This window comes from Pseudomonas sp. 13159349, assembly GCF_013305685.1.
In the GTDB taxonomy this organism is placed as follows: domain Bacteria; phylum Pseudomonadota; class Gammaproteobacteria; order Pseudomonadales; family Pseudomonadaceae; genus Aquipseudomonas; species Aquipseudomonas asiatica.
The window spans coordinates 4,384,551-4,399,807 of the sequence record NZ_CP045553.1; the positions used below are offsets into that span (position 1 = coordinate 4,384,551).

General features: G+C 64.2%; 6 protein-coding genes. 4 read left to right on the top strand and 2 right to left on the bottom strand.

What is annotated here, in order from left to right:
* Nucleotides 1–141: 141 nt before the first annotated feature.
* Together GEV38_RS20250 and GEV38_RS20255 are read left to right on the top strand one after the other, a co-directional pair.
* Nucleotides 142–1,017 carry a DMT family transporter gene (locus tag GEV38_RS20250; RefSeq protein ID WP_015271321.1) on the top strand — a complete coding sequence of 292 codons (876 nt, stop codon included), beginning with the start codon at nucleotides 142–144 and terminating at the stop codon, nucleotides 1,015–1,017.
* Nucleotides 1,018–1,030: 13 nt separating this feature from the next.
* Nucleotides 1,031–1,489 (top strand): DUF4265 domain-containing protein, encoded by a 459-nt coding sequence (locus tag GEV38_RS20255; RefSeq protein ID WP_054573782.1) that lies wholly within the window; start codon nucleotides 1,031–1,033, stop codon nucleotides 1,487–1,489.
* Nucleotides 1,490–1,492: 3 nt separating this feature from the next.
* Here GEV38_RS20255 and GEV38_RS20260 read toward each other — a convergent pair whose 3' ends face one another.
* A complete protein-coding gene (locus tag GEV38_RS20260) occupies nucleotides 1,493–2,374 on the bottom strand; it encodes a DMT family transporter (RefSeq protein WP_041505660.1) in 882 nt (293 codons plus the stop codon).
* Between the two features lie 669 nt (nucleotides 2,375–3,043).
* Here GEV38_RS20260 and GEV38_RS20265 point away from each other — a divergent pair.
* Both GEV38_RS20265 and GEV38_RS20270 read left to right on the top strand, forming a co-directional pair.
* Nucleotides 3,044–3,904 carry a formylglycine-generating enzyme family protein gene (locus GEV38_RS20265; RefSeq protein WP_015271324.1) on the top strand — a complete coding sequence of 287 codons (861 nt, stop codon included), beginning with the start codon at nucleotides 3,044–3,046 and terminating at the stop codon, nucleotides 3,902–3,904.
* 126 nt (nucleotides 3,905–4,030) lie between these two features.
* Nucleotides 4,031–6,493, top strand: coding sequence for a TonB-dependent siderophore receptor (locus GEV38_RS20270; protein ID WP_054573781.1), 2,463 nt, complete (start codon nucleotides 4,031–4,033; stop codon nucleotides 6,491–6,493).
* 157 nt (nucleotides 6,494–6,650) lie between these two features.
* Here GEV38_RS20270 and GEV38_RS20275 read toward each other — a convergent pair whose 3' ends face one another.
* A complete protein-coding gene (locus GEV38_RS20275; RefSeq protein WP_173895931.1) occupies nucleotides 6,651–15,248 on the bottom strand; it encodes a non-ribosomal peptide synthetase in 8,598 nt (2,865 codons plus the stop codon).
* Nucleotides 15,249–15,257 lie beyond the last annotated feature (9 nt).

Below are 15,257 nucleotides of genomic sequence, written 5' to 3' on the forward strand. Positions count from 1 at the left end.
CACAGGGCCGAGCATTGCAGAGAACCTGTGTGCGGGCGTGCCCGCGAAGAGGCCGGCACAGGTTTACACCGCAAAAAAGCACAAGAATCCCCAACCCCCCTGGCGTACACTCGCGCCCCTGCCCTGCCTCCGGAGACCGTTGTGAGCCCCATCGCCCTAGCCCGCCTGCTGACCCTTGCCGCCGTCTGGGGGGCGAGCTTCCTGTTCATGCGCATCATCGCCCCCGAACTGGGCACGGTGCCGACGGCGTTCTTCCGCGTGTCCATCGCCTGCCTGGGCCTGGTTGCACTGCTCGCTGCCGCCCGCGTGCGCTGGGACTTCCAGGGCAAGCTCGGGGCCTGCCTGGTGCTGGGCATGATCAATTCCGGTATTCCCGCCACGTTCTACTCCGTGGCCGCCCAGGTGCTGCCCGCCGGCTACTCGGCAATCTTCAACGCCACCACGCCGCTGATGGGTGTGCTGGTCGGCGTGCTGTTCTTCCGCGAACCGATGACCCTGGCCAAGCTCTGCGGCATCTTCCTCGGCCTGTTCGGCGTCGGCATCCTCAGCGGTGCCGGCCCGGTGGCCCTGGACCTGGCCCTGCTGCAAGGCGCCCTCGCCTGCCTGGCGGCCACCACCTGCTACGGCTTTGCCGGCTTCCTCGCCCGCCGCTGGGTCAGCGGCCTGGACAGCCGCCTGTCGGCACTGGGCAGCATGCTCGGCGCCACCCTGATGCTGAGCCCGCTGTTCGCCTGGAGCGCGCTGAGCCAGCCACCCGCCAGCTGGGGCGGCTGGCAGGTGTGGCTGTCGCTGCTCGGCCTGGGCCTGCTGTGCACAGCGTTCGCCTACATCCTGTACTTCCGCCTGCTGGAGGAGATCGGCCCGGTCAAGGCCAGTACCGTGACCTTCCTGATCCCGGTATTCGGCGTATTGTGGGGGGCATGGCTGCTGGACGAGCCGCTGTCGATGGCGCACCTGTACGGTGGCCTGCTGATTGGCGTGGCATTGTGGCTGGTGCTGCGTCCGGCGCGCAGCTGAAGCGGGGTACACGATGAACGACGCGTACAAGAAGGTCCTGTTCCGCCTGGAGCAGGACGAAAACGGCTACCCGCCCGCCTCGGTCGAGGGCCTGTGGGCCAAGGCCGTGGAAGGCGGCTATGCCGTCGACAACATTCCCTTCCATGTCTACGGCATCGCCCCGGGCGACGTGATCGGCACCCGTGAGGAAGCCGGCGAAACCTGGTTCGCCGAACTGCGCCGCAGCAGCGGCAGCTCGGTGTTCCGGGTGATCGTCAAGCCCCCGGAAACCCTGGGCCAGGTACGCGCGGCCTTGCTCGATTTCGGCTGCAACTGCGAAACCGAGCAGGCGGTGAAGATGCTGGCGGTCGAGGTCCCGTCGCAGCGCTCGCTCGACACCTTGCTCTACTACCTGCTCACCCAGCGCGAAGCCGGCCTGCTGGACTTCGAGGAAGGCGTACTGCGCCACGCCATCCCCGAAGAGTTCCGCTAGGGCCTACGCCTCGGCCAGGCGCGCGGCGGGCTTGCGGAATACGAACAGCAGGCCCACCACGATCAGCCCCATGCCCAGCAGGCTGAGCGGCGCCAGGCGGTTACCGAAGATCAGCAGGTCCATCACCGCGGTCACCGCCGGCACCAGGTAGAACAGGCTGGTGACATTGACCAGGTTACCCTTGGCGATCAGCCGGTAAAGCAGCAGGGTCGCCAGCAGCGAGACCACCAGCCCCATCCACAGCAGCGCGCCGACGAAACCGCCAGTCCACTCCACATGCAGCGGCTGCAGCGGCGCGAACAGCGCGCACATGGCAAAGCCGGCCAGGTACTGCAGCGGCAGCGTGCCCATGGGGTTGTCGGTGATGCGCTTCTGCAGGATCGAGCCGAAGGTCATGCTGGCCAGCGCCAGCAAGGCGAACAACATCCCCGCCAACGATACCCCGCCCAGGTTGATGCCCTGGTAGACCACCATGATCAACCCGCCAAGCCCCAACCCGAGGCCGAACAAGCGGCTCCAGGAGCGCTGGCGCTCCATCAGCACCACGGTCAGGATCGGTTGTACCCCCATCACCGTGGCCATGATGCCGGGGGTGACATGGGTATCGAGCGCCAGCAGGTAGAAGATCTGGTAGGCGCCGAGCAGCACACAGCCGGTGCCCAGGGCCCGCAGGATGGCCCCGCGACTACGCGGCCAGCGCAGCCCCAGCAACGGGCCGATCAGCAGCAGCCCGGCCAGGGCCAGCGCCGAGCGCAACAGCAGGAAGGCAAACGGGCTGGCATGCGCCAGGCCGAGCTTGGAGACGATCGCCCCGCTGCTCCACAGCAGGACGAACAGGCTGGTAGTGGCCGCCGAGGCCACGGATGCTTTGCTAAAGACAGACATGTATTGCCACCTGATTCAAGGCGAATAAGCCAGACGGACGGCGTGCGCTTCAGCGTGGGAAGTCGCCGACCGTGTTCAGTAGGTTGCGTGTGCGAAGGGATGCGGCCAGAAGCCGATCAGCCCAGCACGACCACGCAAGGAGGCGGAGCTACGCCGCCTACAACGCCACTGACAGGTGGTGGTGGATAGTGACTGATCATCGCCGGCTGCTGGCAGCCACGCACGACCATGCCCGCGACTGGCGCGATGGCAAAGCTTGTGGTGGATGGGCTGGCTGGCATGAACAGGTCTTCGGGAAAAGAACAGTGGGCTGGACTATAGCCCGGTGTTTCCTGGCTGGCAACTACCCCGCCGGCCACAATCCCGTGTAGGAGCGGCCTTGTGTCGCGAGGGGGCGCGAAGCGGCCCCAGTTCTTTGCATCCACGCCGATATTGCCGGGGCCGCTTTGCGGCCCATCGCCGGCAAGCCGGGCTCCCACAAGTACGACGCAGAACTCAAGATTTTCGCAGTCCTTGTGGGAGCCTGGCTTGCCGGCGATGGGCTGCGCAGCAGCCCCAGTGACGTTAACTGGCTGGTAAGGGGGCGCGTGTGTATTGGTTAATTTCTCACCACCCCGATTCGTCTGAATGCGAAACGCAGCCCGCATTCACCCGTTTCGAGGACCACCGATGAACGTATCCGCCTGGCTCTACCGGCCAGCCCAGATCACCTGCCTGCTGCTGGTCAGCGCCTACGCCCACGCCGCCAAGCCCGGCGACGTGTTCAAAGACTGCAAGGACTGCCCCGAAATGGTCGTGCTGCCCGCCGGCAGCTACGTGATGGGGGCCCCTGACGACGAAGTCGGCCGCCAGCCCGACGAGGGCCCGCTGCACACCGTGACCTTCGCCAAGCCCTTCGCGATGAGCCGCTATCAGGTCACCGCCGGCGAACTGGACGCCTATATCAAGGCCACCGGCACCGTCATCAAGAGCGGCGACGACCGCCCCGACCGCTGGTGCGAAGCCAGCAAGCCTAGCTACAAGCAAGGTCCCCGCCAGCCGGCGGTATGCATCGACTACGACGAAGTACAGGCCTACACCCGATGGCTGGCTGAAACCACCGGCAAGCCATACCGCATGGTCAGCGAAGCCGAACGCGAATATGCCGCCCGTGCCGGTTCCAGCGGCCCGTTCCCCTTCCCCTTCGACGAACCGGGCAAATACGAGATCAGCAAACACGCCAATACCTATGGACCCAAGGACGGTTACACCTTCACCGCCCCGGTGGGCAGCTACCCGCCCAATGCCTTCGGCCTGTACGACATGCACGGCAACGTCTACGAATGGGTCGCCGACTGCTACCACGACAGCTATGAAGGCGCTCCCACCGACGGCAGCGCCTGGATCCAGGACCCCAAGTGCATCCGCGCGCACATGCGCGGCAACGACTGGGGCGAGCCGCCGATCTTCTCCCGCTCGGCCAACCGCAACGACCGCCTCAAGACCACCCGCGGTGACTTCCTCGGCTTTCGCGTAGCACGCGAACTGTGAAGTTGTGACGCGGTTAACGCAGCACCGGCCAAAAAAATCGCCAATAAGAATCGTTCCGGTTTTTAACAGGTGCTGCGTCCTATAGCTGACATAGAAAAAAACCCTCTGCCAACGAGACCGCAATAGATGTCCAAGTCCCTCCCCGGCCCGCTCAACCCGCTTGCCAAAGCATTACTGATCCGTCATTCCCTTCGTCCCCAGCGCGCGCTCACACGCATCAGCCTGGGCCTGGCGATATCCGCTGCGATGGTTACCCAGGTGCAGGCACAGGAGTGGACCCTGGATATTCCTGCGCAGTCGATGAACTCGGCGTTGCAGGCACTGGCCAGGCAGACCGATACCCAGTTGCTGTACAGCCCGGAGGACATCAGTGGGCTGCGCTCCACGGCCCTCAAGGGCCGGCATGACCTGCAGTCTTCGTTGCGGACATTGCTGCAAGGCACCGGGCTGCGTTACCAGATCGATGGCAACACCGTGACGGTGACGGCCAGTTCGGGCGCACAGGCCGGCCAGGTCGAGCTTTCGGCGACCAACGTCAATAGCGTGGGCCTTGGTGCCACTACCGAAGGCACGGGCTCCTACACCACCGGTGTGACCAACACCGCCACCAAGATGAACCTGTCGATCCGTGAAACGCCCCAGTCGATCAGCGTGATCACCCGCCAGCGCATGGACGACCAGCAGCTCAACAGCGTGACCCAGGTGCTCAACCAGACCCCCGGCATCACCATGTCCCAGGACGGTGGCCTGCGCTACAACATCTATTCCCGCGGCAGTGCCATCAACACCTACCAGCTTGACGGCGTGACCACCACCCAGGAAAACCAGACCCGCAACATGCCCAGCACGTTGCTGGACATGACCCTTTACGACCGCGTCGAAATCGTCCGCGGCGCCACCGGCCTGATGACCGGCGCGGGTGAACCCGGCGGCGTGGTCAACCTCATTCGCAAACGCCCGACCCGCGAATTCCAGTCGCATATCCAGGGCACTGTCGGCTCCTGGGACTCCTACCGCAGCGAAGTCGATGTTTCCGGCCCCTTGACCGAGGGTGGCAACCTGCGCGGGCGCATGGTGGCGGCCAAGCAGAAAAGCGGCAGCTTTCGCGACTGGTACAAGGAAGACAAAGACATCCTCTACGGCGTTCTCGAAGCGGACCTGAACGACGACACCTTGGTACGTTTCGGCGTCGACTACCAGAAGTTCAAAGCCACCGGTTCACCGGGTGTACCGCTGTTGTTCACCAACGGCAAGCAGACCAACTTTTCCCGCTCTACCAGTTCCGGCGCCCGCTGGATGTACGACGAGCTGGAAACCACCAACTATTTCATGGCCGCCGAGCATACCTTCGCCAATGACTGGCAAATCAAGCTGGCCGCGAACTACATGGATTCCAATCGCGATAACTACAACGGCTCTTATCAGACCTCTTCGGGCCGAGCGTGGATCAATGAAGAAACCGGCGCTGCGCGAATGCTGCGTTACAACGCTGAAGCCGACCAGACCCAGCGTGGCCTGGACCTGACACTGCAAGGGCCTTTTTCCCTGTTCGGGCGTACTCACGAGTTCATCACCGGCTTCAACTACCAGGATTACAAGAACGATCACACCGGTTATGACGTCGGCACCACAACCGTCAACTTCTATGACTGGGACAACTACCTGCCTCGGCCAACCGAGACTGGCGCACTTGGGGAAATTCTCAACATCAAGAGCAGCCAGCGCGGCACCTACGCGGCATTCAAGTTCAACCTGATGGATGACCTGAACGTAATCGTAGGCGCGCGCACCTCCGACTATGACTACGACTATTACTACTGGCCTACCTCGTTCGGATCGCCGGACGTGAAGATGCACGAGCGGGGTGAAGTAACACCGTACGCGGGCATCATCTATGACCTGACCCCAGAGCAATCGGTGTATGCCAGCTATACCGATATCTTCAAGCCACAATCCAACCTCGATCGTAACGGTTCGGTCATTGGCCCTGTCATAGGCAGCAACTACGAAGTGGGCTGGAAAGGGGCGTTCTACGACGGGCGTCTGAACGCCAGTACGGCACTGTTCCTGGTCAAGCGTGACAACCTGGCGGTGGAGGACAGCGGTGAGATCGTGCAAGGCACGCTCGACCAACAAGCCTACAAGGGCGCAAAGGGTACCGAGACCAAGGGTATCGACCTGGAGTTGTCGGGTGAGGTCTTGCCTGGTTGGCAAGTCATGACCAGTTACAGCCATGCCCGCACGGAAGACGCCGATGGCGTGCGCCAGCTGACGCAATATTCCATGGACACCTTCCGCTTCTGGAACACCTATCGCTTCCAGGGTGACTGGAACAGGCTGACCGTGGGTGGCGGGGTGTCCTGGAACTCCAGCATGTCGCTCTACTACAACAGCCTCAAAGCCCGAGCCACCCAGGATGACTACACGGTTGCCAGCCTGATGGCGCGCTATCAGGTCACCGACCATCTGGCCGCCACCTTGAACCTGAACAATATCTTCGACGAGAAGTACTACTCGGGTATCGGCGGCAGTGTTGGCCATTACGGTGACCCGCGTAATGCCACCATGAGCCTGCGCTACGACTTCTAGGCCGACAGCCACCTGTACCGTTGTAATCGAAGCGGCGTCATCCACACAGGATGACGCCGCTTTTTTTCGTCTCGGTGGCGACACTGCCGACATGAAAAAACCTGTGGGGCCCACGTTGAACGTGGGCCCCACAGGTCATTCAGCCGGCCCTGCCGGGTCAACCCATGACCGGCTCCGCCACCAGCCTGGCCGCGAGCCCCTCGATCACTTCCCGATGCTTGAGGATGTCATAGTGACCCGCTGCAACCGCGTGGTTCTCACCGCTCCCGTGAACCGCGAAGCGTTGGCCATGGTCACCTGCCCACCAGCACAAGGCAGCGGCGCGGGTTGCCGGCAATGCCGGCAACCGTTCCGACAACGCCTTGAGCCGCATCGCCACGGCAAAGGTGTGGGCCAGTTCAGCGCTTTCGACACTGGCGAAGGCCGACGCTACCTGCAGCCCCGAGCGTGCCTCTTCGATCAGCCGCTCAAGCAGCGGCACACCACTGCCCGCCGCAACCGCAGGCAGTACCAACTGCTCCTTTGCCAGCCCCAGCAGCACACTCAGGAAGCTGCCAAGGTCGGCACTCCAGTCCGCTGCCGGCGTCGCCGGCGCACCGGTTGGGATAAAACTGTCGACCAGGCCAAGCAACGATACTTGCTGGCCCTGGGCTTCCAGCTCCTGGGCCACCAGCACCGCCAGCGTGCCACCCAGCGACCAGCCGGCAAGCTGGTATGGCCCTTCGGGCTGCTTCTGGCGAATGTACTGGGCATAGTCGATCGCCATGGCCTGCAACGAATCATCCTGCCAGTTGCGATCGAGCAGCATGCGGCATTGCACGCCGTAGACGCTGCAATGCCCTTCCAGCCGGCGCGCCAGCGGCTCGTAGTCGAACACCGTGCCAAAGCCTGCATGCAGGCAGAACAGAGGCTTGGCCCCGGCTACTCGGCTGTTGAGCAGCAGCAGCGGATCAAGGGCGACGTCGCCATCGGTATAGCCGGAAAGCTCGCCAATGGTGGGCCTGGCCATGACATCGCGCAGTTTCAGCTCGATCGACAGGTCGGGCCGTGCTCGTACCTTCGACAGCATCTTCAGCACGCGCAGCGAATCGCCCCCCAACTCGAAGAAGTTGTCATCGACACCAACTTCATCCACCTCCAGCACTTCCCGCCAGATGGCCGCCAGCGCCTTCTCCGTGTCATCGCGCGGAGCCACCCGCACCGGGCGCCCGGCCAACTCCGGGGCCGGCAGCGCATTGCGATCGATCTTGCCATTGGGCGTGAGTGGAAACGCCGGCAGCAATACCCACTGGGTCGGCACCATGTAGTCCGGCAGGTCGGCACGCAAGGCGTCACGCAATGGCGTAGCGGAAGTCACCCCATTGCCGGTGACCAGATACGCCACCAATTGCTTGCCGGTAGCGCCCTCCCTGGCCACCACCACAGCATCCCGCACATCCGCCAGATTACGCAGCCGTGCTTCGACTTCCCCAGGTTCGATACGGAAACCGCGAACCTTCAACTGGTTGTCCAGGCGGCCGATGAAATCGATCACGCCATCCGCCCGACGACGCACCCGGTCACCGGTGCGGTACAGCCGCCCGCCCTGGGCAAACGGGTCGGCGACAAAGCGCTCGGCGGTCAGGGACGGACGCTGGTGATACCCGCGCGCCACACCCTCGCCACCAATGTAGAGCTCCCCGGCCACGCCATCGGGCACCGGGTTCAGGCCCTGGTCCAGCACATGCAGCGTGCGCTGGCCAACCCGCTCACCGATCGGCGCATACACCGCCTGGCATGACTGCTGTGCCGATACTTTCCACAACAGGGGGGTCACGACCGTTTCGGTAGGCCCGTAGCCATTGGTCAGGAACTGCGGGCGCAAGGTCCGCTTGACCAGTTCGAACAGTGCATCGGGCACCGCGTCACCGCCAAAGCAATAGATGCGCACCGGCGGTGCGGCTTCCTGCCGGGATTGCGCGAACTCGGCCAGTTGCTGCTGATACGCCGGTGGGAAGCAGGCAATGTCGATGCGCTCGGCATGCAGTACCTGCCAGGTTTGCTCGGCAGTCCACAGCTGGCTACCGCGCACCACCAGGCAGCCGCCTGACGACAAGGTCGACAGCCAACGCTCCTGGGCACCGTCGAAAGCGAACGACATGAACAACAGCTCGCGAGTGCTTTCATCCATTTCGTAAAGGCGGGCGATTGCCTGGCAGTGCATGCCGATCTGCCCGTGGCTGACCGCCACGCCCTTGGGCTTGCCGGTAGAGCCAGAGGTATAGATCAGGTACGCCAGGTTGGTGTCGTGCACCATCACCTGAGGGGCATCGGACGGCAAGCTGGCGATAGCCAGAAGGTCCAGCTCCACGCAGTGCTCCACCCCGGCAAACCGCTGGCGCAAGCCGCTGCTGGTCACCAGCAGGTGCATGGCCGAATCCTCGACAATCCACTGCAAGCGATCCTGCGGGTAGTCGATATCCAGCGGCACATAGGCGGCGCCGGTTTTCATCACCGCCAGGAATGCCACGATCACCTCCACCGAGCGTTCCAGGGCGATGCCGACCGTAACCTCCGGGCGCGCCCCCAAGGCAATCAGGTGGTGTGCCAGGCGGTTGGCACGCTCATCCAGTTGGGCATAGCTCAACTGTCGCTCGCCACAGGCCACCGCAATTGCCTCTGGCCGCGCCTGGGCATGCCGGGCAATCAGCTCGGCCAGCCTTGGCATGGCCTGCTCGCATGGCTGCAAGCCGTTGCGAGCCTGGGCCTGCTGCGCTTGCGCCGGGGTCAGCATGTCCAGGCTGCCCACGGTGGCGTGAGGGTTGTCGAGCATGCCCTCGAGCAGCCGTTCGAAACTGCCACGAATGCTGTCGGTGGCTTGCTCCGTGAAGCGGTTGCGCAAGTAGAGGAACTCGACAGAGAGCGTCTCGCCCAGATGCACCGCCAGGTCCATGGCGTAGTTGGTCACGTCGCGGTTGCTCACCTCACCGAACTGCAGCGAGCCACCACCACCTTCCTGCAGGCGCTCGTCCACCGGGTAGTTCTCGAACACCACGATGCTGTCGAACAACGCTTGCCCTGCCTGCCCTGCCCAGCGTTGCACATCGGCCAAGGCTGCATGTTCGTGGTCGCGCAGTTCCAGGTTGCAGGCCTGCAGTTGCTGCAGCCAGTCGACAATCCGCTGCTGCGGTTGGGGCGTCTGCACCACCGGCAAGGTGTTGATGAACAAACCCAGCATTTCGTCGGCACCGGGCAAGCCGGCTGGCCGGCCCGCCACGGTGGCGCCGAAGCACACCGTGGCTTGCCCGGTATAGCGCTGAAGCAGCAGCAGCCAGGTCGCTTGGATCAAGGTGTTTGGGGTGATGCGCAAGCGCTGGGCCTGCTCGCGCAGTTGCCGGGTACGCGAGGCATCCCAACGCAGGTACAGCGCGGCGTGCCCCTGCAGGTCTGCCGCGGGGCGAGCCGCCAGGCTGTCCGCCAGCCAGGTGGGGCTTTCCAGCTCTTGCAGCTTGCCGCGCCAGAACTGCTCCAGCGCCGCCTTGGGCTGCCCGGCAAGCCAGCGGATGTAATCGCCAAACCGCCCTGCCGGCGCTCGCGCAGGGTGGCCATGGTAAGTCTGCAACACCTCGCCAAGCAGCCGCGAGGTACTCCAGCCGTCCATCAGTATGTGATGACGGGTCCACAGCAGGTGCAAACGTTCGTCGTCCAGCCGCACCAGGGTCAGGCGCATCAACGGTGCGACACTCAGGTCCAGGCCTTGTGCGGCATCGGCCTCGGCCAGCGCCTGCAGCATCTGCGCACTTACCGGACGATCGCGCCAGTCATGCACGACCACCGGCAATTCGACCTTGCGGTAGACAAGCTGCAAAGGTTCGGCCAAGTGGGGCGCCGACCAGAAGGCACTGCGCAGGATATCGTGGCAGTCGATCACCTGCTGCCAGGCTGCCACGAACCGTTCGATTTCCAGGCCTTTGACTTCCACCGAAGTCTGGTTGATGTAAAGCGCGCCTTCAGGCCCCTGCAGCGAATGGAACAGCATGCCCTGCTGCATCGGCGACAGCGGGTAGATATCGGCCACCTGCAGTGCAACTGCCGGCAGCTCATCCAGCTGTTGTTGGCGCAGCGCGGCCAGTGGGAAGTCCGAAGGCGTAACACCACGGTTGCCCGGCTCGCAGCAATGAGCGATCAGCGCGCCAAGCTCTGCGGCATAGTCATCTGCCAACTTTTGCATGACCGCTGTGTCGTAGCGCTGCGCACTGAAGGTCCAGCCAAGTTTCAGCTCGCCGCCGTATACCTGGCCGTTCAGGGCGATCTGGCTATCGAGTGGCGCATCGGCTGGTTTGGCCGCACCGCCGTATTCGCGCGCGGGTGCGAACAAGCCCGACTGCTCGTCGAAGCTACCGTCGAACTGCCCGAGGTAGTTGAACACGATCTCGCCCTGAGGCAACGCAGCCAGGGCCTCACGCGCACCAGCCAGCCCCATGTACTTCAGCGCGCCATAGCCAAGGCCTTTGTTCGGCACAGCCCGCAGCTGCTCCTTGACCGCCTTGATCGATTCGGCGATCCCGCCCAGCGGGCTCAGCTTCACTGGGTACATGCTGGTGAACCAGCCCACCGTGCGGCTCAGGTCAATGTCATCGAACAGGTCTTCCCGCCCATGGCCTTCCAGCCTGACCAGCACCTCCGGCCGCTCGGTCCAGCGGGCGATCACCCGAGCCAGGGCTGTCAGCAACAGGTCATTGATCTGCGTGCGATAGGCCGCAGGGGCATCGTGCAACAACTGCCAGGTGGCTTCGCGGCCCAGCCTCGTACTGACCGACGCAGCGTGCTGCTGCTGGTTGCCGCCCAGCGCATTGGCGCACGGCAGGTGGTCGCTGGTGCTTTGCAACTGCGCTTGCCAGTAGGCAAGTTCCGCTTGCAGCGCCTCGCTCTGGGCATAGGCCTGCAGGTGCTGCGCCCAGGTCTTGTAGGCGCTGGTCTTGGCTGGCAATTGCAGCGGCTGTCGGTTGCCCAGGGCCTGATAGGCCTGTTGCAGGTCCTCCAGCAACAGGCGCCACGACACGCCATCTACCGCCAGGTGATGAATGACCAGCAGCAGACGCTGGCTGCCATCGGGCAGGCTGGCCAGCAGCGCACGGACCAGCAAGCCTTGCTGCAGGTTCAGGCTGCGTTGGGCCTGTTCAGCAAGTGCGGCCAACGCCTCCTCGTCCGCGCACGCATGCTCCCAGAGTATCCGCGCCTGCCGCTGTGGCTTGTACTCGGCTTGCCAGACCCCCTCCTGCTGCTCGAAGCCCAGGCGCAGTGCATCATGATGGGCGACCAGTGCCAGCAACGCATCGTGCAGGCGGTCCGCTTGCAGGGGTTCGCTGGGTGTCAGCAGAATCGACTGGTTCCAATGCCCACGCTCGCCAATGTCGGCCTCGAAGAACCATTGCTGAATCGGTGTCAGCGGTGTGCTGCCCGTGATCGGCCCTTGCTCGCCAATACCTTCGACAACACGCCGCGCCACCGTGGCCAGGCCTTGTACGGTCTGATGCTGGAACAGTTGCTTGGGGGTGAACTGCACGCCGGCCTGGCGGGCCTTGCCCACGACCTGCAGGGAAACGATGGAATCGCCACCCAGTTCGAAGAAGTTGTCGTCCAGGCCTACGCGCTCCAGTTTCAGCACATCGGCCCAGATCGCCGCGATCTGTTGTTCCAGTTCGCTCTGCGGGGCCACATATGCCGCTTGCAGCAGGCTGGCGTCCGGTTGCGGCAGCGCACGGCGGTCCAGCTTGCCGTTGGCGGTCAAGGGCAGTTTGGCCAGGAATAGCAGGTGGGCCGGCACCATGTAGTCCGGCAGGCTCGCCTTCAGCGCAGTGCGCAGCGCCTCGCGCTCGGCAGCCTGGGCCTCGGTGCTGGCCATCACGACCGCATCGGCAGGCACCACATAACCCACCAGCTGCTTGCCGCCCGGGCCGTCCTGGGCCAGTACCACGCCCTGGGCCACGCTGGCCTGCGCCTGCAGCCGCGCCTCGATTTCGCCCAGTTCGATGCGAAAACCTCGAATCTTCACTTGATGGTCGATCCGCCCCAGGTACTCCACCGCCCCCGCGCCGCCGTAGCGGGCCAGGTCGCCCGAGCGGTACAGGCGGCCACCCTGGCTGTCGAACGGGTTGGGCACGAAGCGCTCGGCGGTCAGCCCCGGGCGCCCGTGATACCCCCGCGCCAGGCCCGCCTGGCCGATCACCAGCTCGCCGTGGCTGCCCGGGACCACCGGGTTCAGCGCGGCATCCAGCAGGTACCACGACAGGTCCGGGATCACCTCGCCGATCGGGCTGCTCGCGCCCTTGGCCAGGTCGGCCTGGGTGATCGGCCGGTAGGTCACGTGCACCGTGGTTTCGGTGATGCCGTACATGTTGATCAGCCGTGGCTGCTGGTCGCCGAACACCTCGAACCAGGGCTCGAGGCTGCTCACATCCAGCGCTTCGCCGCCGAACACCACATGCCGCAGGGCCAGGCCCTGCCCCTGACGCGCTGCCGCGCAGGCCACCGGGATCAACTGGCGGAACGCCGACGGCGTCTGGTTCAGCACCGTTACCCGCTCGCGCTGCAGCAGCGCATGGAAGTCCTCGGTGGAACGTGCCACGTCCTTGGCCACCATCACCGCCCGGCCGCCATACAACAGCGCGCCGAACAGCTCCCATACCGAGAAGTCGAAGGCATAGGAGTGGAACACCGTCCACACGTCACTGGCATCGAAACGGAACCAGTCCTGGGTCGCCGCGAACAGCCGGACCACGTTCTGGTGCGGCAGCAGCGTACCCTTGGGCTTGCCGGTGGAGCCGGAGGTGTAGATCACGTAGGCCAGGTTCTGCGGGGCTACTTCGATATTCGGGTTGGCATCGCTGTAGCCGGTCAGGTCTTCGACATCCAGATCCAGGCTGTGCAGGCCAACCGGGATCGGCAGGGCTTTGCGCAGGTGCGACTGGGTCAGCAGCAAGGCGATGCCACTGTCGGCAAACATGTAGCTGAGGCGGTCTTCCGGGTACTCCGGGTCCAGCGGCACATAGGCACCACCGGCCTTGAGAATGCCCAGCAGGCCGACCACCATGTCCAGGCTGCGCTCCATGGCGATGCCTACCAGCACATCAGGGCCAACGCCGCGCTCGATCAGCTTGTGCGCCAGCTGGTTGGCCCGGCGGTTCAGTTCGCCATAGCTCAGGGTCTGCTCGCCGAAGGTGACTGCCGGGGCTTCGGGGGCGGCGACCACTTGGGCCTCGATCAGCTCATGAATGGTTCGCTCATCCGGGAAGGCGACGGTGTTGCGGTTCCAGTCACGCAGCACGGCCTGCTGCTCGTCCTCGCCCAGCAATGGCAGCTCACTGATGCGTTGCCCGGGCTGGCGCACGATAGCTTCCAGCAGGTTGAGCCAATGCCGCGCCATGCGCTCGATGGTGCTGGCGTCGAACAGGTCGGTGGCGTACGTCAACGAAGCCCCGATGCCCTTTTCATGCTCGGAGGTGTCCAAAGCCAGGTCGAACTTGGCGGTGTGGTTGTCCCAGGCCAACTCCTCCATCTCCAGCCCCGCTATACGTCGGGGCTCGCCCTTGGCCTGGGTCTGATGGTTGTACAACACCTGGAACAGCGGATTGTGGCTCAGGTTGCGCTCCGGTTGCAGCGCATCGACCAGCTGTTCGAACGGCAGGTCCTGATGGGCCTGGGCACCCAGGGCACGTTGCCTGACCTGTTGCAGCAGCTCGCTGAACGTCAGTTGCACATCGAACTCGGCACGCAGCACCTGGGTGTTGACGAAGAAGCCGATCAAGCGCTCGGTCTCGACCCGGTTACGGTTGGCAATCGGTACCCCAACGCGGATATCAGCCTGGCCCGAGTAGCGATGCAGCAGGGTCTGGAAGCTGGCCAGCAGCAGCATGAACGGCGTCACGCCCTGCTGCTGGGCAACCCTTTTCAGGTTGTTGGCCAGCCCATCGCCCAGCACGATCGGCAACCGTGCCCCTCTGTGGCTCGGCATGGCCGGGCGCGGATGGTCCAGCGGCAGCTCCAGCACCGGTTGCTCATCACCCAATTGTTCGGTCCAGTAGGCCAGCTGCCGCGCCTGCTCGCCGGCTTCCATCCAGCTACGCTGCCAAATGGCATAGTCGGCATACTGGATCGGCAGGGCCGGCAGTTGCGTTACCTGGCCCTGGCTGAAACCTTGATAGAACTGCACCAGCTCATTGACCATCACTGGCATCGACCAGCCGTCGGCGACGATATGGTGCAGGGTCAGCACCAGCACGTGCTGGTCCGCCGCCAGGCGCAGCAGCCGGGCCCGCAGCAGCGGCCCCTGCTCCAGGTCGAACGGTTGCCCTGCTTCGGTCTCGACCCAGGCCCGTACAGCGGCCTCGTCGGCGTTTGCCTGCTCTTCGATGACCAGCTCGAACGGCACTTGAGCATGAATGACCTGCACCGCCTGCTCACCGTCGCGACGGAACGTGGTACGCAGCGTTTCATGTCGCTCGATCAAGGCCGCAAAGGCCAGTTGCAGAGCTGTGGTATCCAGATTCCCCTTGAACTTCAAGGCAGCCGGGATGTTGTAGGTGGCACTGGCGGGCTCCCATTGCCACAGGAACCACTGCCGTTGCTGGGCGTATGAAAGCGCCGGCAACGGATGCTCGCCGCGCACCTCGGGGATCGGCAACTGGGCCAGGCTCATGCCCTTCGCCGCCAGTTTCTCGAGGAAGAGTTTGCGCTGTGGCAGCGGCAGGCCGATGAAGCGCTGCACCAGGGCCATGTTTCTGTT